Annotated in this window: 13 protein-coding genes; 8 read left to right on the forward strand and 5 right to left on the reverse strand. The window is 60.6% G+C overall.

Annotated elements, in window-relative coordinates; translation table 11 throughout:
- Positions 1-201 precede the first annotated feature (201 nt).
- On the forward strand, positions 202-1,104 hold the full coding sequence (locus HPO_RS03850; protein ID WP_051612239.1) for a MurR/RpiR family transcriptional regulator: 903 nt from the start codon (positions 202-204) through the stop codon (positions 1,102-1,104).
- A 5-nt stretch (positions 1,105-1,109) separates the two neighbouring features.
- On the opposite strand, the gene HPO_RS03855 is transcribed toward HPO_RS03850, so the two are convergent.
- Positions 1,110-1,877 (reverse strand): HAD-IIA family hydrolase, encoded by a 768-nt coding sequence (locus HPO_RS03855; protein ID WP_051612240.1) that lies wholly within the window; start codon positions 1,875-1,877, stop codon positions 1,110-1,112.
- 227 nt (positions 1,878-2,104) lie between these two features.
- Here HPO_RS03855 and HPO_RS03860 point away from each other — a divergent pair, with 227 nt between their 5' ends.
- Together HPO_RS03860 and HPO_RS03865 are read left to right on the forward strand one after the other, a co-directional pair.
- Positions 2,105-4,708 (forward strand): TonB-dependent receptor plug domain-containing protein, encoded by a 2,604-nt coding sequence (locus HPO_RS03860; protein WP_241767857.1) that lies wholly within the window; start codon positions 2,105-2,107, stop codon positions 4,706-4,708.
- Positions 4,709-4,824: 116 nt separating this feature from the next.
- Entirely contained in the window at positions 4,825-6,363 is a 1,539-nt protein-coding gene (locus HPO_RS03865) for an alkaline phosphatase D family protein (protein WP_035594682.1), read from the forward strand.
- A 164-nt stretch (positions 6,364-6,527) separates the two neighbouring features.
- Here the strand turns inward: HPO_RS03865 and HPO_RS03870 are convergent, their stop codons facing one another.
- The gene (locus HPO_RS03870; RefSeq protein WP_035594684.1) at positions 6,528-7,841 is read right to left on the reverse strand and encodes a ferredoxin reductase family protein; all 1,314 of its coding nucleotides are present in this window, start codon (positions 7,839-7,841) and stop codon (positions 6,528-6,530) included.
- Between the two features lie 442 nt (positions 7,842-8,283).
- On the opposite strand from HPO_RS03870, the gene HPO_RS20935 reads away from it, so the two are divergent.
- Together HPO_RS20935 and HPO_RS03880 are read left to right on the forward strand one after the other, a co-directional pair.
- A complete protein-coding gene (locus tag HPO_RS20935) occupies positions 8,284-8,685 on the forward strand; it encodes an HU family DNA-binding protein (RefSeq protein ID WP_479682594.1) in 402 nt (133 codons plus the stop codon).
- 217 nt (positions 8,686-8,902) lie between these two features.
- The gene (locus HPO_RS03880; RefSeq protein ID WP_051612241.1) at positions 8,903-9,475 is read left to right on the forward strand and encodes an ECF-type sigma factor; all 573 of its coding nucleotides are present in this window, start codon (positions 8,903-8,905) and stop codon (positions 9,473-9,475) included.
- 4 nt (positions 9,476-9,479) lie between these two features.
- Here the strand turns inward: HPO_RS03880 and HPO_RS03885 are convergent, their stop codons facing one another.
- The 3 genes from HPO_RS03885 to HPO_RS03895 all read right to left on the reverse strand — a co-directional run bounded on the left by HPO_RS03885 (position 9,480) and on the right by HPO_RS03895 (position 17,562).
- Positions 9,480-11,876: a serine/threonine-protein kinase gene (locus HPO_RS03885; RefSeq protein WP_035594685.1), complete on the reverse strand. Its 2,397-nt coding sequence runs from the start codon at positions 11,874-11,876 to the stop codon at positions 9,480-9,482.
- A gap of 373 nt (positions 11,877-12,249) precedes the next feature.
- Positions 12,250-13,944 carry a class I adenylate-forming enzyme family protein gene (locus HPO_RS03890; protein WP_035594687.1) on the reverse strand — a complete coding sequence of 565 codons (1,695 nt, stop codon included), beginning with the start codon at positions 13,942-13,944 and terminating at the stop codon, positions 12,250-12,252.
- A 111-nt stretch (positions 13,945-14,055) separates the two neighbouring features.
- Positions 14,056-17,562 carry an autotransporter family protein gene (locus HPO_RS03895; RefSeq protein WP_035594688.1) on the reverse strand — a complete coding sequence of 1,169 codons (3,507 nt, stop codon included), beginning with the start codon at positions 17,560-17,562 and terminating at the stop codon, positions 14,056-14,058.
- Between the two features lie 441 nt (positions 17,563-18,003).
- Between HPO_RS03895 and HPO_RS03900 the strand changes: the two genes are divergently transcribed.
- The 3 genes from HPO_RS03900 to HPO_RS19555 are packed head-to-tail and all read left to right on the forward strand — an operon-like array spanning position 18,004 to position 20,832.
- Complete coding sequence (locus HPO_RS03900) at positions 18,004-18,564, forward strand: DUF2141 domain-containing protein (protein ID WP_035594690.1); 561 nt, start codon at positions 18,004-18,006, stop codon at positions 18,562-18,564.
- Complete coding sequence (locus HPO_RS03905) at positions 18,509-19,252, forward strand: response regulator (protein ID WP_051612242.1); 744 nt, start codon at positions 18,509-18,511, stop codon at positions 19,250-19,252. Before HPO_RS03900 ends, HPO_RS03905 begins: the two co-directional genes overlap by 56 nt.
- Entirely contained in the window at positions 19,249-20,832 is a 1,584-nt protein-coding gene (locus HPO_RS19555) for a HAMP domain-containing sensor histidine kinase (protein WP_051612243.1), read from the forward strand. The genes HPO_RS03905 and HPO_RS19555 overlap by 4 nt, the downstream gene beginning before the upstream one ends.
- Positions 20,833-20,956: the final 124 nt, after the last annotated feature.

Here is a 20,956-nt window from a genome sequence, read left to right on the forward strand (position 1 = left end):
CTAACCCCTTTTTACGTCCGCCCGCAGGCTAGCGGCTCGCCGCAACACTAATGTGACGTGAAGGGAAAATTTCAGGGTTGTTTGTGAATTTTATTCAATTCTGCCTGTGCTAGATTTTATTTTCCCGCAAAGTGCGGCAGATGGGTCTCTTCGGGCAGCGGGCGCCCGGCACAACACCCGCAGGTGTTCAGGGAGCAGGCAATGAAGAAAAAAGAGACGCAGTCCAAAAGCACCCCAGGCGTGAAGAAGGATACGGCAGTTGTCAGCAATGTCCTGAGCCGCATCCGTATCCGGCAGGCGTCCCTGGGGCCCAGCACGAGTTCCATTGCCGAGTTCGTACTCAACAACCCGCGCCGCGTTGTTGGCATGTCGGTGACCGAACTTGCCGCTGAGACGGGGGCAAGTGATGGCAGTGTTGTCAATTTCTGCCGCCAGCTTGGTCTGACCGGATTTCAGCAACTGAAGCTCAGCCTGGCGCAGGACACCGTTCAGCCCGTGCAGTTCATACAGGAGGATCTCCAGCGAGGAGACGATACGGGAACCATATGCCGTAAAATGTTCCATGCCGGCATTCAGGCGCTGCGCGATACGCTGTCGGTTGTGGACGCTGACGCGATTGATCAGGCTGTGCAGGCTATCCGGGCGGCCGACCGGATCGAGATCTATGGAATCGGATCCTCCGCGCCCATAGCGGAAGACGCACAATACCGTATGCTGCGGATCGGCATCGATGCGCGCGTCGTGGTGGACAGCCATATCCAGGCCATCAGCGCTTCACGTACGGGCCCGAATGTCGCGGTGCTGACCATCTCGCATTCAGGCGCAACGCATGAAACTCTTTCCGCTACCCGCCTGGCGCATGAGGCCGGCGCCAAAACCATTGTCATCACGAATTTCGCCAACTCTCCCATCCAGGCTTATGCCGACATCAAACTCTACACGATGTCGAAGGAAACCCGCTTCCGTACGGAAGCCATGACCAGCCGGATCGCCCAGCTTTGCGTCATCGATACGCTGATTGCGGCCCTCGCCATGGCGGATTACGACCATGCTACCGAAACGCTTCGAGAAACTTTCGACGTCCTTTCGATCAAGCGCTTCTGAGGGAGTCAGATCAGCCTCGCGAAGAATTCCTGCGGGGTCGGCGCAACCAGAAGGCAGGGCATCCCTATCTGGACTGCCCCTTTAATGTCGGTATCCGGGTTATCCCCCAGCATCACGGTGCGGTGAGGGGAAGTGCCGATGATCCGGCACGCTTCACGGAAAAAGCCCTCGCTCGGTTTGCCAATAATCTCGGTCTCGGCCTGAGACAGATCGACCGCCGCTTCAAGGGCGGCGTGAAAAGCGCCGGTCTCAAGCCGGATACGTGCATTGGCCCCGCGGTGCGAGCCGTCCGGATTGGCGACGACGAGTTTTGCGCCGCCGGCCAGGCAGTTTGCCGCGCGTTCCAGCGCAGCATAGGTCACCCGTGTATCCCGCATCAGAATAACAACCTGAGCTTCTTCCCGCACAACTTCAATGCCGGAGCGTTGGGCTAGGGCTTTCATGGCGGGACTTCCGATGATCATGGCCCGATTGAGCCCCAGATCCCGCGCCCGCTTTATGGCAAACATGCCGGCCAGCAGTATGCGTTCCGGAGGCAGTTCAATGCCGGATTTGTCCAGAATGGCGCGCATTTCGTCCGGGGTGTGGGTGGAATTGTTCGACACAATTGCCAGCCGATTCTGATGGGCGCGCAGAAATACTGCGGCTTCAGGAACGAGAACATTGTCAATTGCGCAGCACCCATCCCAATCCAGAAGAAATCCGTCAGCGGACTTTATGAGTGATTTGGGGTCCCGGCTGCGCAGCTCTTCAAGGGGAATAACATTCTTCATAGCGGCGGCTTAGACGAAGTGAAAATAATTCAAAAGATAGAAAATTTGAGATGAGCAAATTTTATATTTGAATTACACAAACTTCACCGACGCGTCACATTCACCGGCTACCCGAGCCCTGCGCAGAACTGATTGCGCGCAAAGCTATTGCGGTTGCCCGGCCAGACCGGCGCAATCTGAACCTCGGAGGGGTGACGGTGAGATACGATCTGAGAAAGAGACTGTTGTTGAGTGTTGGGGCCGCGTTGGTCTCGGCCAGCTTCGCGGCGCCTGTGATGGCGCAGTCCGAAGCTGCGGAAGAAGATGAGGCCCGCCTCAGCACAGTGCTGGTCGAGGGCCGCCGCGTGGACCAGGCAACGCCGATGGCGATTGACCTCGTACAGTTCGGCAACCAGGTTCAGCTGATCGATGCCCAGAAGATTGAAACGGGCGGCTTCACGAACTTTGGGGAAGCGGCTGCGGGTCTGATCCGCGGCGCAAACATTGGCTATTCGCCTGATGAAGGCGAGTTCACCATCCGCATCGACGGCGGTACGGACCGTGATACGCTGCTTCTGGTAGATGGCGTTCCGTATTTCGACCGGTCCAGCCCGTCAGAAGATCTGTGGCCAGCTACCGCTATCGATCCGCGTATGATCGACAGCGTTGAGGTCTATCGCGGCGGTCAGTCGTTGTATTTCGGCTCAAACGGCGGTCTCGGTGTTGTCAGTGTAAAGACTAAAGAGCCTGACGGCACCAAAAAAGGCCAGATCGGCGTCTATGCTGGGTCATTCAAGACCCGCGAAATCTACGGCAATGTGTCGATGCCGGTAGACTCCGAAGGCAAGCACAGTTTCCTGGTGTATGGTCGGTCGTATCATTCTGATGCGCACGAGCTTTTCGATGTTTCCGCCTATGGTGATAACGTCCTCGCCCTCGGTGGCTTCCAGCCCTACCCGTATGATTTCAACAGCATCGGCGCGAAGTATCTTTGGCAGATTGATGCGACCTCTGAACTGCGCCTGGGCGCAAGTTTCTCCACCATCGACTTCCATGACTCCTTCCCGAACTCGACAATTTACACGCCCAACTTCACCGAGTTCCCGATCTATACGGCGAACTACAAGAAGTCGTTTTCGGACAATCTCCGGATTGAGGTCGACTCTCACTGGCAGAAGCCGCAGCTGAAAAACCATGAGTTGCTGGCTCGCGTCTGCCGCACGCCTCGCCTGCAGGATCTGCCGGCAGACGTGCGCGCGATTGCGTCGTCCCAAGGGATCACAGGCTTCGCAACGGCAGCACAATACGAAGCCTTTGCTGCCACAGTCCCGAACCTCCCGGCTGGCTGCGTGACAAATCCCTACGGAACGACAAGCGGCGCAGCCACGAGCGCGCAAAATGGCTGGATGGTGAACCAGAATCCGAGCAGCCCCTATTTCGGCCAACCCTATGGCACCATTCAGAACCCGTTCCCGATTGGCGCGCCTATCGGATACGTGATCGAGACGACCACCTCCTTCGGTGACAACACACCGGTCAAGGGCTGGGGATCGACGGATAACCGCCGCTCCGGTTACATTGACTATGGGATCAATGCCCGCGGCACATACCGCCTGAACGATCTCGTCGAAGTTGTTGGCGGTGTTCAGTATACCGCCTATGAAGATGCGTCCGACGCCTCTTTCGGGGTCAAGGACGTGAAGGTCACGTCGACGGGTGTCTATGGTGACCTGCGTCTCAGCCTGCCGGTTCTGGAAGGCCTCAATGGCTCCTTCGCCGTCCGTCAGGATTTCAATGATGGATTTGATGATGAGATGATCTACAAGATCGGTCTTCGTCAAAACCTTCCGGCTGGCCTCTATGCCCGCGCTAGCGGTGGTACATCCTACTCGGCGCCCAAGATCGACGAAATCGGCGCCTATGGTGCCAACCAGAACGTCAATCCTGGCCTTCAGCCGCAATCGGTTGAGGCGTTGAATGCCGGTATCGGTATGGATGGCTCGTTCCGTGGCGGCACTTTCAATATCGAGATGGGATACTTCAAGACCGACATCAAAAACCAGTTCGGTACGCGATCGGTTGAGTCGGTTTGCACGCAATATGAGGGCAATCCCTTCGGCCTCGACATCATCAACCGGAACCGGGCCAGCATCGTGCCCCCTGACGCCTTCTGCGCCACGGCGGCGGGTCTTGGCCTCGACGGATCGGAAATCGTAGCTGTCAACACCCTGGATATCCAGGAAATCGAAGGCTTCACAGTCGATCTCGCCTTCGACTACGGCCCGTTCTCCGGCGACGTGTCCTACACCATGATGGACTCCCTTGAGACCAACCCGGTATTTGGTCTCCCGGCCCGTCTGGATGGGACCACGGCAAACCTGGGCTTCGTAACCCCTGGTGCGGCAGGGTCTCAGGAGAAACGCCAGTCCGGCGAACGCCCGGAATGGACCCTATCTGCCCTATTGACGTACAAGCCCACCGATCAGTGGGTCTTCGCGCTTAACCCGCGCCTTCAGGGGCCGGAATGGGCCTATGCGCCGACAACCGCAGCCCGCCTCGTCGACGCCAATGGCAACCGTGTGGTCGATGACGTCAACTTCGGCAACTATTTCGTCCTCAACGGGTCCATCCAGTACTTCTTCGGCAAGGACCACGAGCACCGCATTCTCATCCGCGGCGTGAACCTCCTCGATGAGGGTTACTATGAGCGCTATTCGGGCGGCGCGAGCCTGACGCTCGATCGCGCTGTGGTCCGCGGTGAGGTCGGTGTCAATGACAGCGCTTACTACCGCCAGTATGGCTGGAACGGCAAACCGCGTTCTGCCTGGATCCAGTACGAGTACCGCTTCTGATCTGCGTGATGGCGGCGATCATGTCGCGCCGCCATCCGCTGCTACCGGCCAGTGGCTTTCCCCGGGCTGCTGGCCGGTCCTCTGCTCGCCCGCCTTCCATTCAGGAGAAATCACGCATGTTTTCCCGCAGGTCGTTTATTGCGCTTACTGGTGCTGCTGCCGTCGCCATGGCGTCCCAACGCAGCTTCGCTGACAATTCAGCTGCCTACTTCACGCTTGGTATTGCCTCGGGCGCCCCGCGCCCGGAGAGTGTCATCCTCTGGACACGGCTTGCGCCCGATCCGTTGAGAGGCGGCGGCATGCCTCCCGGTCGTGTCGAAGTCCGCGTGCGCGTCGCCCGCGACCCTGCCATGCGCGATGTCATCCGTGACGAGATGGTGGCCACATCTGATGCGAAGGCACATTCGGTCCACTATAAATGCGAAGGCCTCGAACCTGGCCGGGAATACTGGTACCAGTTCAGCTACAATGATGAAGATACCGTCATAGGCCGGACACGGACGACAAGCCCCAATGACGACAAGGCCCGCATCGCGCTGGCCTACTGCCAGCACTATGAGGCCGGCTATTACGCTGCCTATCGCGATCTGGCCGAATGGATGCCTGATCTCGTCATTCACACAGGCGACTATATCTATGAGGGCGGCGTCGGCACGCTCGGCTCCTATATGCGGGACGTTGGCGCCGGCGAACGGCGCCTGTTCGAAACCGTGCGTCTCCACAATGGCCCGGAAATCGTCACGCTCTGGGATTACCGCAACCGCTACGCCCTCTACAAAACGGATCCCCATCTACAGGCCGCGCATGCGATTGCGCCCTGGATCGTCGCTATGGACGACCACGAGATCGACAACAACTGGGCTGGCGCGATCCCTCAGGATCCCGAAAAGCAGACCGATCTAGAGTTCCGCGTTCGCAAGCTCGCCGCATTCCAAGCCTATTATGAGCATATGCCGATCGAGACGCCGCCCTGGGTCAAGGGCACCGAGTCCGGCCTCTTGATGCATGGCGCTTTCCGCCTCGGTCCGGCGCAGGTTCATCTGCTGGACACGCGCCAGTTCCGCACCGACCAGCCCTGCGGCGATGGCCGCAAGGCCTATTGTGAAGAAGCCAACGATCCCGCCCAGACCATGATGGGCAAGGCGCAGGAAGAATGGCTGCACACGGAACTGAAGCGTTCCGGCGCCGCGTTCAACCTGATTGCCACGCAGGTGTGGTTCACGCCCTATCGCTACAACGCGCCGCCTGAAGCGCCTGTCACCAATCTTGACAGCTGGGATGGCTATCCGCTCGCCCGTCAGCGCCTGGCGGATATGCTGGCCACCGGTGTGAAGAACCCGGTCTTCCTCACGGGCGACTGGCACACCGCCATGGCGTCAACGCTCTATCAGACGCCTTTTGACACCCGCTCGAAGCGCATCGGCCACGAGCTTGTAGGCAGCTCCATCTCCTCAGGCTGCCCCTGGGCACGTGATATGGAAGTGACGCGCGAGGCGAACCCTCATGTGTCGCATCTGAATGGCAAACAGCGCGGGTATCTGCGTGTCACGGTCAGCAAAAAGGATTGCGCCGGTGATTTCCGGGTCGTCGAAGATGCTGGCCGCCCAGATTCCCGTGTGTATACGGACGTCGAGATCCGCACCCGCGATATCTGATCTATTCTCGAAAAAGAGGGGGGAGGGCTGGCCGGAACATCTCCGGCCAGCCTTTTTCTTTGCGTGCGTCATCGGTTGACTGCAAAGGCAAACAGCAGCGCCAGAAGGACGGTCCAGACAAGGAGGAGGGCGGCGATCAGGGTGGCGAGGATAGGGCGCATGATTCACACCAGGTCGAAGATTTCAGAGTCGATGCGCCAGAGCGGTACACCCATTGCCAGCAGCGCTGCGCGGGCGGCGTCCGTCATGGGCGGCGGGCCACACAACATATGAGACCAGGCGCGCGTTTCTTCCGTCAGGTGGCGCTCGAGAATTTCTTGGTCCAGGAACCCGCTTTCTCCGTCCCAGTCCTCCGGCGGTTTTTCCAGCACATGGACCACCTTCAAATCCATATCGCGGGCCAGAGCCTCCAATTCTTCCCGTAGGGTCACCTCGCTCCATTCCTTGTTGGCGTAAAACAGGATTACTTGGCGCGTGTCACCGCGTGCCCTCATGGACCTCAGATTGGCAATCATGGGCGTAATGCCGATGCCCCCGGCGATCATCACAAAGCCGCTGGTCGCCGCCTCCATGTCTATGGAAAATGCTCCGTATGGACCATCAATCCATGCCGGCGTTCCCGGCTCTGCCTTGATGACCTCGCCGGTAAAATCCCCCAGCGGCTTTATGGAAAGAGACACGGCTGGGCCGTCTTCAGGTGCATTGGAAATCGTGAAAGGGTGTTCGCGCAGGCCGAAGGGGGAATTGCCAATGGTCAGCCATGCAAACTGCCCCGGCATCCAGCCTTTGAGCACCTTGCCGCGCGGCTCCAGAACCAGCGTGTGAACGCCTCCGCGTTCGGGAATGTTCTTGACGACCTGCCAGGGGTTCCGCGTCTGACGCCAGGGCCGGATCACGCGCACCCAGACAAGCAACAGAAGCCAGCCCGCACTTGCGCCAAAGATCATTGCGCGCTTGTCCGCCGCCGCTGTGAAATGCCCAACGCCGAGCACATGCGCGATGGCGGCAGCAAAGGCAATGATCGCCAGCGCCACGTGCATTGTGCGCCACCAGCCATATTCTACGTTCAGCCGCTTGCGGAACTCCGAGGTAATCACCAGCAGCGCAAACGCGACCAGCGCAACGCGGCCGATGGTAAGCTCCCAGCGGGCCGTGAGCGGATTAAGATCTCCCAGCGCCGGCTCGAACCAGATGTACAGAATGCCGAAATGAGCCAGCATCAGGGCCAGTGCGCCCATCGCCATATAGCGATGAAACAGGTAGACGATATCGATGCCGAAAGGCTGCACCATGCCCCGAAATCGGGCCGTCAGAATAAATTGCAGGCCCACCACAGCCAGAGCGCCAAAGCCAAGGCCCTTCGAGAAATCCCATAACAGGCTAGTGCCCGGTGCAGGTTGGCCGGATATCAGTATAAGGAATGGAACAGCCAGAACGCAAAAGGCTGCAATAACCCAGAAGGCGGCGCGCTTTTTCATGGAAGCGTGAAGGGAGCTGGCATCATTAGTGCCAAACGCGCCGCAGATAGGATGGTTCCATAGGTAGCAGGCGGTCTTACCCTACGGGCTGGTCCTGCGGTTCTTACCCGACAACTATAGTCCGTCTAGGGACTAAGAATCGAAGATTGCGTAGCCTGCGGGCGCAGTTTGTCTCGCCCAATCGTAATCTTGTGGGGCTCCATTCCGCAGCAATTTTGTGCAAGAATAAGCGAAAACCAGCCGTTTTGCGCCACTTGCGCAGTTCTTGCGGTGGCGATATGCGATCAATCCACGTCGAATCGAGTTTATCTGAAAGAGTTTAAAGCAGACGAAAACCCCGTGTTAAGGCTGCTGCTGTATCAACCGGACCTACTTACTGAAGGAAACAGAAATGGCCGTTAAACCGACCACCGCCAAGAAAACCCCGGCTGCCAAAGTCGCGGTGAAAAAAGCTCCCGCCAAGAAAGAAGCCGCAGTCAAGAAGCCTGCTGCGAAGGCCGCGCCCAAAGCTGCTCCCAAGGCAGCCCCGGCGAAAAAAGCCGTTGCGAAGAAGGCCGCTACGCCTGAAGTGCTGACCCTGAAGCACATTGCTGCAGAGCTTTCTGAGGCCCATGAGATGCCGAAAAAGCAGGCTGAACTCGTCGTCAGCGACTTCATCGACCGCATGGGCGGCTACCTGAAGAAGGGCAAGAAGCTGCGTATCTCGGGCCTCGGCATTCTGCAGGTTCGCGCGCGTCCCGCCCGGAAAGGCCGCAACCCGGCAACCGGCGAAACCATCAAGATCAAGGCGTCCAAGAAAGTTGCTTTCCGCCCGTCGAAAGATCTCAAGGACCGGGTTCTCTAAGCAGCGGTTCATTCTGAACGGAAACACCCGGCCCGCGCCAGCAGGCCGGGTGTTTTCTTTTAGGGGCGTGGCAAAAGCAGTGAGCGGAGTAATAGGCAGTGGGCCCCTCGGCGCCCACTGCAAGAGTTGTGGCCGGTCCGAAAGTCTGTCCAGGTTACCGGTTGTCCCTGCGCGCCTGGGCCGCTACGTTGGGGCGCAGATCGCGAAAGGGTGGTTCGTGTCAGAATCTGGGTCGGAATCGGGGAATTTGCAGCCGGGGGAAGGGGAGGTTCAGCGTCTGATCGACGCCCTCTATCCGGAGCTGAAGCGAACGGCGGCGGTGCTCGGCCGCCGGGCAGGCTCGCCCGAAACGCTCCGCTCCACGGTCCTTGTGAATGAGGTGTTCCTGAAGCTGCGCCGTTCGGGGGGATATGCGGATGAAAAGCATTTTCTGCGAACGGCAGCGCTGGCGATGCGCCAAATTCTGGTAAACCACGCCAAGGCGCGTCTGGCGGCAAAGCGGGGCGGCGGCAGGCTGGACCCGCTGGACGAGAATATGCCGGTCTATTGGGAGAGCGACGAGCGGCTGGTGGAATTGAGTGGGGCGCTCGATCAGTTGGCGGGGGTTTCGCCTCGCCTGGCGGAACTCGTGCACTACCGTTTCTTTGCCGGCTATTCGGAAGCCGAGACCGCCGCCTTGATGGGTGTTACCGACCGTACGGTGCGGCGCGACTGGGTGAAGGCGAAGGCCTTGCTGATGATGTTCATTGAGGGACAGGAGCCCCCGCAGGAATCTGAAACGCCTGGTTAAGCCCTCAAAGCCCGTATTTCTTACGTACGTCCTCTGCCGCCTGTTGCAGGCGTGCTCCGGATGGGCCAAGGGCGGGAAGATCGGTCTCTGCGTGTGCGAGCGCCTCCCGTGCCTGGTCCGGCTTTCCGGCATCCGCCAGTGCCCTGCCGTGGGCGATGTTGGCCATGACACGCGCCGCAGGATTTTCGCCCGCCAGTCTCACGGCTTGTTCCGCCGGCGCTTCGCCGCTGGCGCCATTGGCGACCTCAGCTTCAGATAAGCCCGACAGCGCTGCCACATGCAGCAATGATCCCGGGCCGGAGTATCGCGCGGCCATATCGACCGCCTCGGCAAGCAGGGGCCGGGCTTCGGCGGGGCGCTCCAGCTGCAGCAGAACCTTGCCGTAATTGTTCAGCAGCGCCGCGGTGGCCGCAGAGGGTCCAAACAGATTGCGCCGCAGGCGAAGCGCCTCGGCAAACAGCGGCGCAGCCACCTCCGCGCGGCCTTGAAGCATTTCGACAGCGGCAAGATTATTGGCGGTGTTCAAGGCATCTGGCGTTTCGGAGAGGCCGGTTGTCCGCCAAATTTCCCATGCCGCTTCCATTGCCTGCCGCGCTCCGTTCAGATCGCCCATCGTCTGCAGGGTCACGCCCAGATTGTTCTGGAAGACGCCTGCCTGCCGGTTCGCCGAGCCATGCAGCGCGATATGGTCGGCCAGCGCCGTCTCCAGCAACCGGGCAGCGGCTGCGGGATCGGCAGCGCGCAAAATCTGTGCCTCCACCAGGCGGCTATCAATCAACCGTATACGCCATTTCGACGGATCAGCGCTCCAGAATGCCTGCGCTTGTCTCAGAAGGTCTGCGGCTTCCTCCATCCCGCCTGTGCGTACCAAGGATTGGGCAAGGTCAAACCGCGCCAGCGCCAACGTATCAGGCGGCGCGCCGGCTTCTTCTCCCGTCAGGATCAGCGTCCGGAGAACGGAGATCGCCTCTTCATAGTCGCCCATGAAGAAATAGAGCTCTCCCAAAGCATGGAGAAGGGGCGCGGCTTCGGCGGGATTATTCACATATTGCTGGCGAATGCGGCTGGTAGCGCGCTGGAGCACTTCGCGGCCCGTTGCGTCTGTTCCGCCCGCTTCGGCGCTCTCACCCAGCAGCAGGTAAAGAGATTGGCGCACCGCGTCTCCGCGCGTTTCTTCGGCCAGCGCCGCATCGCGCGCGGCGACGGCTTCGTTGCGCTGCCACAATGTGGTGACGAGGCCTGCAGTGAGGCTCAACATGATGGCTGCCGCCGCTGCCACCGGCCAGCGCCATTGCCAAAGCTGCCGTCTCAGCCGGTATCCATTCTCTCCGGCGCGCGCTTCCACGCCGTCCCCGCTGAGCACCCGCCGCAGGTCTTCGGCCAGCGCTTCCAGGGTAGCGTAGCGATCTCCCGGCGGCTTGCGCAGTGCCTTCTGCAGCACGGCGTTGAGATCAGCAACCTGCCGGGTTCGGGCTGTTGCCAGCACCGGCGAGGCTGCCGCATTCAGCGGCGCGGGCACGGTATCCAGGATGCGTCCCACGCCCAGCGCCACGGGAACGCCCTCAAGGCTGATCGGCGGCTTGCCCATCATCAACTCATACAGCAGCGCAGCGGCCCCATAGACATCGCACGGCGGGCCAACAGGCTCACCCGTCAGAAGCTCGGGCGCCGCATAAGGCGCTGACAGCGGCAGCAATCCCTCTGTGCGTGCACTGAGATCCATCTGCTTGGCAATACCAAAGTCGATCACCCGGGCGCGGCCGCTCGCGTCAATCAGCACATTCGCCGGCTTGAGATCGCGGTGCAGCACCAGGGCCTTGTGAGCGAAGGCAACCGCCTCAATCGCCTCAAGCGCCTTGTGGATGCGTTTGGAGAAATCGGCCGCATGGTCCCGGCACCAGGTATCAATCGGTCCGCCTTCAATCCGCTCAATCACCATCCAGGGCTGGCCCCCGGCATCAACCCCGCCATCATACACGCGCGCGAGGCCGGGATGGTCCAGCCGCGCCAGAATCTGGCGCTCCGCCTCAAACCGCCACCGGCCCTCGTCCGAGCCTTCTGGCAGGCGCTTCAGCGCGCCATGCTGCTCAAACCCGCTATCCTGCCGGGATACTGCGTAAACCGCGCCCATCCCGCCCCGGCCTATCAGCCCATCGATGCGCCAGGCGCCCACACGTTGTCCAAGATTGTCCGGAATTGTCCGGCTTTGTCCGTCAAAGGGCAGGCGGTTTTCCAGAAAGTCTGCGCTTTTTTGCATTCGCTGCAGCATTTCGCGCGCCGAACGGCGCAGGTCTTCGTCGCCACGGGTTTGCGCATCGATGAAGTCCAGCCGGGCCTCTTCGGGCAGCTCCAGCGCCTCGTCCAGAAGCGCCGAGAGGCGTTTCCACTGTGCTGCGTCCATGGATGGCGGCTCCCCGTCTTCCCCCGCCAAATTGACCGGAACCCAGCGCTGCGCGCAAGGCCAGACCTCCCAGAAGGTTTACCGCGAAACTTTTTTCGCTCGGCATGTCCGCTTTTTCGCTCGAACGCTGTTTTCAACAACAGATGCCTTCCTGCAGGCGTCCGGAGAGCCGATCATGCCTGGCAGGCTGTGGGCTTCTTCTTCTTCGGTTCTGTTCTTGTGCTGGCTGGAATTGGCGGCCTCACGCCGTCAATGGGGACGCACGCGCAAGAGGGACAACAGAACCCGGAGACAGGCTTACCGGCCTGGCTGAATGGCGCTGCCGCCGCCTCGTTCCTGCGCCTGAAACGCAGCGCGCGGCGGCGGCAGCCGGTTAGGCGGATACCTTCGGGGTCAGCTTGTCACGCAGTTCCCTTTTGAGGAACTTGCCGCTCGCATTGCGGGGCAGGGGCTCGTCCAGCATCCAGATATAGCGGGGTACCTTGTGCTTCGCCATGATCGCCGCGCAATGCTCGCGCACGGCCTCGGCGCTCAGCGCTTCGCCTGGCTTGGCCACCACGGCGACACCCACTTCCTCGCCCAGCCGGTCATCGGGCACACCGAATACGCAGCATTCCGCAACGCCATTGTGGCGATAGATCGAGGATTCCACTTCGGCGCAATAGATGTTCTCCCCGCCGCGCAGCACCATATCCTTCTTGCGGTCCACGATGAAGATGAAGCCATCCTCATCGATGCGCGCCACATCGCCGGTGTGCAGCCAGCCATCCGTGATGCTCGCGGCAGTTGCCTCCGGCCGGTTGATATAGCCCTTGATGACGGATGATCCGCGTACCCACAGCTCGCCCACTTCGCCTGGGCCAACCGTCTTGCCATTATCGTCGACGCATTTGGCTTCAAAGCTCGGCATGGCCGGCCCCGCGCTGTCAGGCTTATCAACGAAGAAGTCGCCGGAAACGGACGTGATGATCCCGCAGGTCTCCGTCATGCCATAGCCAGTGGAAGGCCGCGCCGTGGCCACCTGTTTCTCGATCTTCAGCACCAGGTCCGGCGGCACCTGCGCGCCGCCCCCGGCCAGCGCCAGAAGGCTGGACGTGTCGGTTTTCTCGAAGTCGGGATGGTTGATCAATTCACGCGCCATCACAGGCACGCCGCTCATGCTGCTGACGCGTTCCTTCTCGATGATGCGCAGCGCCTCGCCCGCTTCCCAGCGATACATCAGCACCAGCTTGCCGCCGGCCGCCGTGGTGGCATAGGCGCCGCAATTATTGGCGGTCACATGGAAGAGGGGCGTGGTGATCAGCGTCACCGGGATCGGCGGCTCGGCTGGCGGCGAAACACCGGTCGCCCGCTCAACGGCCAGCGCCGAAGACGCGCCGGCAAACAGCATGTTGAACAGGTTCGACACACAGCCCCGATGAGTCAGCTGCGCGCCTTTGGGAAAACCGGTGGTGCCCGATGTGTAGAAGATGCAGGCATCAGAATCCGGGTCAACGGTCACCTCCGGCAGCGCGCCCCCATGCGCAGCCACCACAGACCAGTCGATCAGCCCCGCCGGCATGTCCGGAATGCGCACGCCCACCAGCTGCATTCCCTTCACCATGTCCGGTTTTTCCTGAACCCGCGCCAGGCGCTCGGCATCCAGGAACAGCACCTTGGGCGCAGAGTCCGAAAGGCCATAATCCATCTCTTCGGCCGTCCACCAGGCGTTCATACCCACCACGGTGATGCCGACGGCAAGACACGCCCAGTAGATCAGCATCCATTCAGGATAGTTGCGCATGGCAATGGCCACCCGGTCGCCCGGCTTCACGCCCTGCGCGAGCAGCCAGTTGGCCGTGGAGTTGGCAATCTCGTGCGCCTCGCCATAAGTCAGCCGCTCGTCCTGATAAACGAGGTAGGGGCGGTCGGCGAATTGCAGGGTGGAGAGCCAGACTTCCCGCACGCTGGGCGGGGCGTTCTTGTAGGTGCGGATGCGATTGCCGAGGATATCCGCCTCGATGATCTCAAACGCGCCTCCGGGGCCGGTCAGTTCTTCACGCGCCTTCAGCAGCTCGGCATAATGCATGGTCTCTCCCCAAAATCCTGTTTTGATCGTTTTGGGGGATCATACACACTCCGAAAACCGAAGGAACATTGACGCGACGGGAAGGGCTGCCAGGCCCTCTGCCGGCCGCCCTCAGAACCGCAGGACGCCCGACGCGCCGATATAGTGGATCGCCCCCGCCTCGGAGAGTTCCACATCATAGGAGGCCCGCGCCGTGAAGATGCTGGAACTGCTGTTGAAGGAGATCCCCGCGATCAGCGCGTCTCCGAACTCTTCCTCAGACCGGACGAGGAATGTCTGCTCCCCGTTGAGGAAGCGCGCAGTCGCTCCGTAGGGCGTCTCCAGCAACTCATGCCGCGCGCCGATCCGGGCTTCCGGGAAAATGCGGTAGAGGCCGTTCTCCACGGTCCAGTCTGCGCCGAGTGCCAGGATCGCGGAGGCCGAGGCCCGCTCGGTATCAGCCTCGCTCAGTTCAAGCGCCAGCGCGGCATTGCGCAGTGCACTTTCCTTGTAGCCGTCCTGATGCAGGCGGAAATAATCAACCGAGATCTCGGGCCGCGCATAGAAGCTGCCCGCCTTGAATTGATGGCCGGCCGAAGCGGTGCTGGCGAAGCTGTATCCGCCCCAGTCCCCGCTCATGGAGTCGGAGATGTCCTGCTTGTCCAGAACATCTGCGCTATCGAGAAAGCTGTCAGCCTCGCCGGAGATGATATTCAGCTCCCGCAGGCTGCTGAAATTCACGCTGGATGCTTGCGCCGCCCCGCGCAGGAAGGTCGCGTTCCATTTCTTCAGGCCATACACGCCCAGCCCCGTGCTGGAAGTGTTGACCGGATTGTTGCCGCCCGTCTTCTCTTCATACCGCCCGGAATTGAAGCTCATCATCACCCCGAACGCGTCCAGAGACGGCATCGGAATGTCCAGCCCGCCCGTGAACCCAAAGCCTGTGCCGTTGTAACCTGGCGTGTTGTCGGTGGTCTTGATGTCGGTGAAGGTCACGCTTTCCTGAACCCAAGCCTTCATGCCCTTTCCCGGCGAATTGGCCAGCAGGTTCATCTGGTCGGCCATCGCTCCGAATGTCGAGGTTGACTGTGCCCGCAGGAAGCGGGTCGACGCGTCTGTCCGCGCTGGCAACAGCTGGTCATAAGCCTGAAAGAAGGCCCCCTGGCTTGAGATGCCGGCAAACGCTTCGCTCAGCGTGTCGGAGGTGCCAAACAGTTCCAGCACGGCATCGAAAGCGGCCGTCTGATTGATGTCGAGGCCGAGTTCTTCGGTGGTTTTCAGCCGGTAGACGAGGTTCAACTGATCGCGCGCGCCTTCGATCAAGTTCAGTTCGGTCTGATAAATGTAAGGTGTGTCCGCAACCAGGGAAACGTCCCCGGAGGCAAGATCGGCCACGATGCCGGCAGCATCCACAATAGTGAACGTTGCTGCCGAATCCGACACCCCAGCAAACACCGGCGAAATCAGAACGCCATTGGCAAGCGACGCGGTGCCGCTCACCGTGAAGACAGGTGCATCCTGCACGCCGTCATCATCAATCTCCAGAATGAGGGTCGCGCCATTGCCCATCACAAGATTGGAAAGGGCCAGCGCCGTTCCGTCGCTGAGCTGCGCGCGCGATGCGTCCAGAGTGAGGGAAAGATCGCTGGCTGTGTTGGAAATCAGACCGGCATAGGTCGATCCGCCCGCAATCAGGAAGTCGGACGTGCCGGTATTGCTGAAGTCAATATCGCCTGTCAGGGTCGATTTGTTCAGCAGGCGTATAAGTGCGCCGTCACCTCCGAAGCTGACATCGCCAGTTATTGCGGTGTTGCTGGAATTGAGTTCGTCCGAACCCGCGCCAAAATCCACATCCCCGGTCAACTTGCCCGCTTCCAGCTTCAACAGGTCGTCGCCGCTGCCGAAGAAGATGTTGCCTGTGATCGAAGGATCGAGGGTATCCAGCGAATTGATCACATCATCGCCGTTGGCGTCATAGGTTGCTTCGCGCTCATATTGGCGCAGCGTCACGCCGGTGGTATTCGCCCGCAGATCAAAAGCCGTCGCATCGCTTCGCGTGGTCAGGCTCACCCCGTCATTCAGATAGGTCGCAGTGATGGTGCCTGTATTGGTGATCGTGCCCAGTGTTCCGGAAAGGTCGCGCACCGTGATCGCCTCGCCTGCATTGCCGGTAGAGCGTGCAAGCAATGTCCCCGAGTTCACAAGCGAGGTGAGGCTGGCGGTTTCCCCAATCTCCAGCGCAATTGCATTGGCCGCTGTCTCCGTTGAGATCAGCGCCTGGATGGTGCCCTGGTTGTTCAAGGTGGGGGTTACGACATTGGTCCCCAGCCGGATGGCCGTGGCATTGGCTTCATAGGCAGACGCAGAGATGGTGCCGATATTCTCGATACCGCCCGTGATGATCACCGAATGGCCAGTGCTGGCAGAGCCTTCGATCAGCAGGGCCGTGCCGTCAAAGCCCACATTGGTACCAGCCCCGGTAATCGCGCCGCGATTGATCAGGCCGTAATCATACGCGAACTGCGCCAGGACTTCGTCCGTGTCGTCATCATCATCGTCGTCAAGTGTATCCCGAACGGTTTCCAGAACGGTGCCCAGAACCAGATCTTCGCTCGCCGGTCCGTTCCAGTCGGCGCTGATCAACAGGGCTGGCGCAGAGCCATAACTGGTGATGCTGCCGGTTGAGCGGTTTTCGTTGAAGTCTTCGATCGTGTCCTTGGTCTCGTCATCATCCTCGTCGTCACTGAGGTCGGGGTCAGGCGCCGCGCCATTGATCAGAAGGCCCTGGCCAAGGCTGCCGCCCACCACGAAGGCCGGGCCTCCGGTGAGCAGTTCATCCGCATCAAGCCGCTCTTCCAGCGGCGTGGTATCGGTCGTTACCAGAGAAGGAGCCACGTAGTTCGTGGTCGAACTATATACGAACCCCGTCGAAATGACGCTGCCATTGACAGCAACAGCGCCCGTGGCGCCGTCATCAAGCCGCACACCGGTCGCGTTTTCTCCTCTGGCGCTGACAGATCCGCCAATGGTCACATCGCCGTCCACACGTCCCGTGGCCGTGATGCCCTGCGCATTGTCGCCGGTAACGCTGATGCTGCCCTGGGTTCTGAGATTGCCATTCAGCGGGCTCAGCACCACCACCCCGGCAGAATCGTTGCCCTCAACCTGTATATACGAGCCGGACTGCAGGTGGATGGATCCCTCCATCGCCGCGCCTTGGCCCAGCAGGATGCCTGTCCGGTTGGTGCCGATGGCAAGCGGGCCGTCATCATCGTCATCATCATCGGTCTCGTCGCGGGTATAGTCCTCTATCAGCTGCACGGTGCCACTGATGGTAAGATTGCTCTGCACGCCGGGCTCGATACGTATGCCCACCGTATCGTCGGAATCCTCGATAAGGATCGTGCCATCCACCACCACATCATTGTCGGAGTCGATGGTCACGGCGGTGAAGCCCGGCGTGTCGGCCACCTCGATCGCACCGTCATCGGTGATCGTGAGGTCATCGGGCGCGCCGGTATTTACCGTGGAGGTTCTTACTGCCGCTGTTGTGGTGGTCGTGATCTCGGCCGCACGGGCGCCGGTTACAATGGCAATGGAAGAAACGCTGAGAACAAGGATCTTGCGAAACAGGGGCATCAACAATCGGGTCCGTTAAATTTCAGGGGGTCCCCCTCGGAGGGGTGGGGGAAGCGCCGCGCTGTGGCTCCAGGGGGAGAAGGAGTGCAGAACGGTCGAAACCTCCGAGGGGAACGTCAGACAGGCACGGGGGGTGGGGGAGTGCGCTCTGTCTGAGCCCTGCTTCTATCCCCGGGCTCACTGCAAATGTGTGCCGCGAAACGGGGCTTGGCAGGCCCGATTATGGCGGGACGACACAACTTGTCCGGCAAGAAGCCGGAGGCGGGCAAAGGACTGACAAGCTTTATGCTTTGTAATGTCAGGTGGCGGCGCCGGGATGTCCGGAATTGTCCGAAACTGTCCGGTGCCTGAACCGGCCGTGCCACGAATTTAAGCTGCCGCGGCAAACTCCCGACACCTCTTGGCGCCAGATAGCCAGGGTCAGATGAACAGGCCTGAACCATGCATACCCCTTCCGCAGGCTCCATCCTTTTTGCTGGCGGGCACAGTCTTTCGCCGGAGGTTTTCCGCTTCGGGGACATTCGCCTGCTGGTGCGCAATGGTGAACGCGGTTGGCAGGGCGGCAGTATCGCCGTCTGTCTCTGGGAGGAAACCGATGGTTTCCCCTGGCAGCCCCGGCTGGCCAGGCGAACCGCAATGATCGACCCGGTTTCGGGGCAGAAATCCGTTGTGTTCATGGGGCTGCGGCCCGGGCGATACGCCGTGACCGCCTTTGCCGACAGGCACCGGAAAGGGCGGCTGGGGCGCACCCTTTTCGGCTGGCCTTCGGTGCCTGTTTTCCTTTCCGGATCAATGCTCTGGCAGCGGAACATGCGTTTCGACGATTACGCCCAGCGCATTACACAAAGCACAATCCTGGAGCTCAGGCTCGCACATGCCGAACTCAGCTTTGGCAGAACCAGTAATGGGGATAAGAACAATGACCGCAACAATAGACCAAGACAGAATGCAGACCCCACCGGAACAGTCCGCCGACCTGCCGCGCCTGCTCATCGTCGATGACGACTGGAACATTCGCGACAGCCTGAAACGCTTTTTCCAGTCTCAGGGTTTCGATGCCGATGTGGCTGAAAACGCCGTCGCGGCGCGCCGCAAGATACATGAGCGCGCGCCGGATCTGGTCATCCTCGATATCATGATGCCGGGCGAAGACGGCCTAAGCCTCTGCCGCAGCATTGCCGAACTCAAGACCATTCCGATCATCCTCGTAAGCGCCAAATCCGAGGAGATCGACCGTATCATCGGCCTGGAAATCGGGGCTGACGATTACGTCGCCAAGCCGTTCCATCCCAGGGAGTTGCTGGCGCGGGTGCGCGCCGTTCTGCGCCGGCTGGAAGCCAGCATGAGCGTTCAGTCTGGCGATGATGGCAAGCAGTTCTTTGAGTTTGACCGCTGGGTACTCGACATTCCCAAGCGCCGCCTGCGCCGCGATGATGGCATGGTCGTGCCGCTCAGCGCCACGGAGTTCCAGCTTCTGTTGGTCTTCCTGAAAAATCCCCGCGTCGTGCTCTCGCGGGAGCGTATCCTTGATCTCACCCGCATCAGCGATTCCGATGTGTTCGACCGCAGCGTCGACAGCCAGATCAGCCGCTTCCGCCGCAAGATCGAGATTGATCCGCGCGAACCCAAGATCATCACGACTGTCTGGGGTGGCGGCTACATGCTCGACGCTGACGTGCGCCGCCTATGAAACGCCTTTTTGCCGATACCCTCCTGACCCGGTCGATCGTGATCGTGGTGGCAGCCCTTATTGTTGCCCAGCTTCTGGCGATTATTACCTTCACGCTCATTGCACGAAATGTCTTCATTGCCATGCAACAGAAGGCGCAGGTGGAAGCTGCGCTTGACCTGATAAAGCTGGCCAGCGAGCAGCCCGATGAAGCGGCATTCGCTGAGGCGGCATCTGCCCACGCCAACGTTCTCTTCGTTCGCCGTGAAGACCGCGCCTTTGTGACGGCCGAAGACGAAACCGGTATGCAGGTGCATAACAGATGGGCCGCGTCAGGCCGCAACGCCGGGCAGATAACCTCCTTCCGCATCAGCAGTGGACACAATGGCCTGGCAATGAATGTTCCCCGGCTTGATGTGGCCAGGCCAGCCGGTCAGCCGTCTGAAGAAGTAATGTTTCCTGGCCCTCCGCCACGCCGCGAAGATCACCGTTGGGAGGTTCCTGAGGGAGAAACCGGCTTGGAACGCCGGCCGCAAGGGCCATTGTCTGGCACTCCGCCTCGCGGCGAGGGCAAGCCTCTCATGCCGCCGGGTCCCGGTGGCGATTTCCGCCGGCCCCTTGGTTTTGGTGGTGGGGATGGCGAAATCAGCTTTCCCTCCAGGCTGGTGAATGTGTCGATCGAGTATACGCCGGGTCAGTGGGTCAATGTGCTGATGACTTCCGGAGCTGATCGCGGTCCTCCCATACAGCCTTTCGTTTATGTGCTGTCTCTCTCATTGCTCGCCGTTGCCATCGCCGCTGGGTTTGCGGCCCGGTGGATTTATCGTCCGCTGGAAGACCTGGCGCGCGCGTCCAAAGCGCTCGGCCGGGGCGAAAAACACATGCCGCTTCCGGTGTCCGGTCCGCGCGACCTGCGCAATGTGATGCAGGCGTTCAACACCATGGCCACTCGGCTTGAGGCGACTTTGCAGTCCCAGAAGGATGTCCTGGTCGCCATCGGGCACGATCTGCGCACGCCCCTCACCGCAATGCGGATACGCGCCGCCATGATCGAAGACGAAGCCGAGCGCGAAAAGATGGAACGAGCGCTGGATGAACTTCAGAGCCTTACAGAAGCGGCCCTGCAAGCTGGAACTTCCAGTTTGCGTACGGACGAAAAGCTGATGACCGACCTCGGTGCGTTGGTCGAGAGCCTCAGCGAAGACCTGCGCGACATCGGTCAACCAGTCGCCTTCAATGAGCCAGATCAGCGCTTCGTCATCCGCGCCTGGCCGGAAGACCTCACCCGCGCCTTACGAAATATTATAATGAACGCCGTGCGCTATGGTGAGCGGGCACGTGTCCATCTGGAGGACAGGGGAAGTGAATGCGCGGTGATCATCGATGATGATGGCCCCGGCATCCCGGAAGCGCAGAGGGAGGCTGTCTTTGAACCTCTGGTTCGCCTTGAAAAATCAAGGAATACGGCAACCGGTGGCCATGGGCTCGGCCTTCACATTTCCCGCAATATCATCCTCGCGCATGGCGGTCATATCGAGCTTGCCAATCGCCCGGAAGGCGGCTGCCGCGCCACGGTAATCCTGCCGATCAGCAAGGCCTAGCGGGGGCAAAGCCAGATTGTGGCGCGCTGCCACAGTCTGGCGCATCTGCGGCAAAACCAGGCCAGCCCTGGCGGGATATGCACGCCAGACAGCCCGGCGATACCGGTTTTCCGGATCTGCCGGG

Origin of the sequence: Hyphomonas polymorpha PS728, assembly GCF_000685315.1 — a bacterium.
Taxonomy (GTDB): domain Bacteria; phylum Pseudomonadota; class Alphaproteobacteria; order Caulobacterales; family Hyphomonadaceae; genus Hyphomonas; species Hyphomonas polymorpha.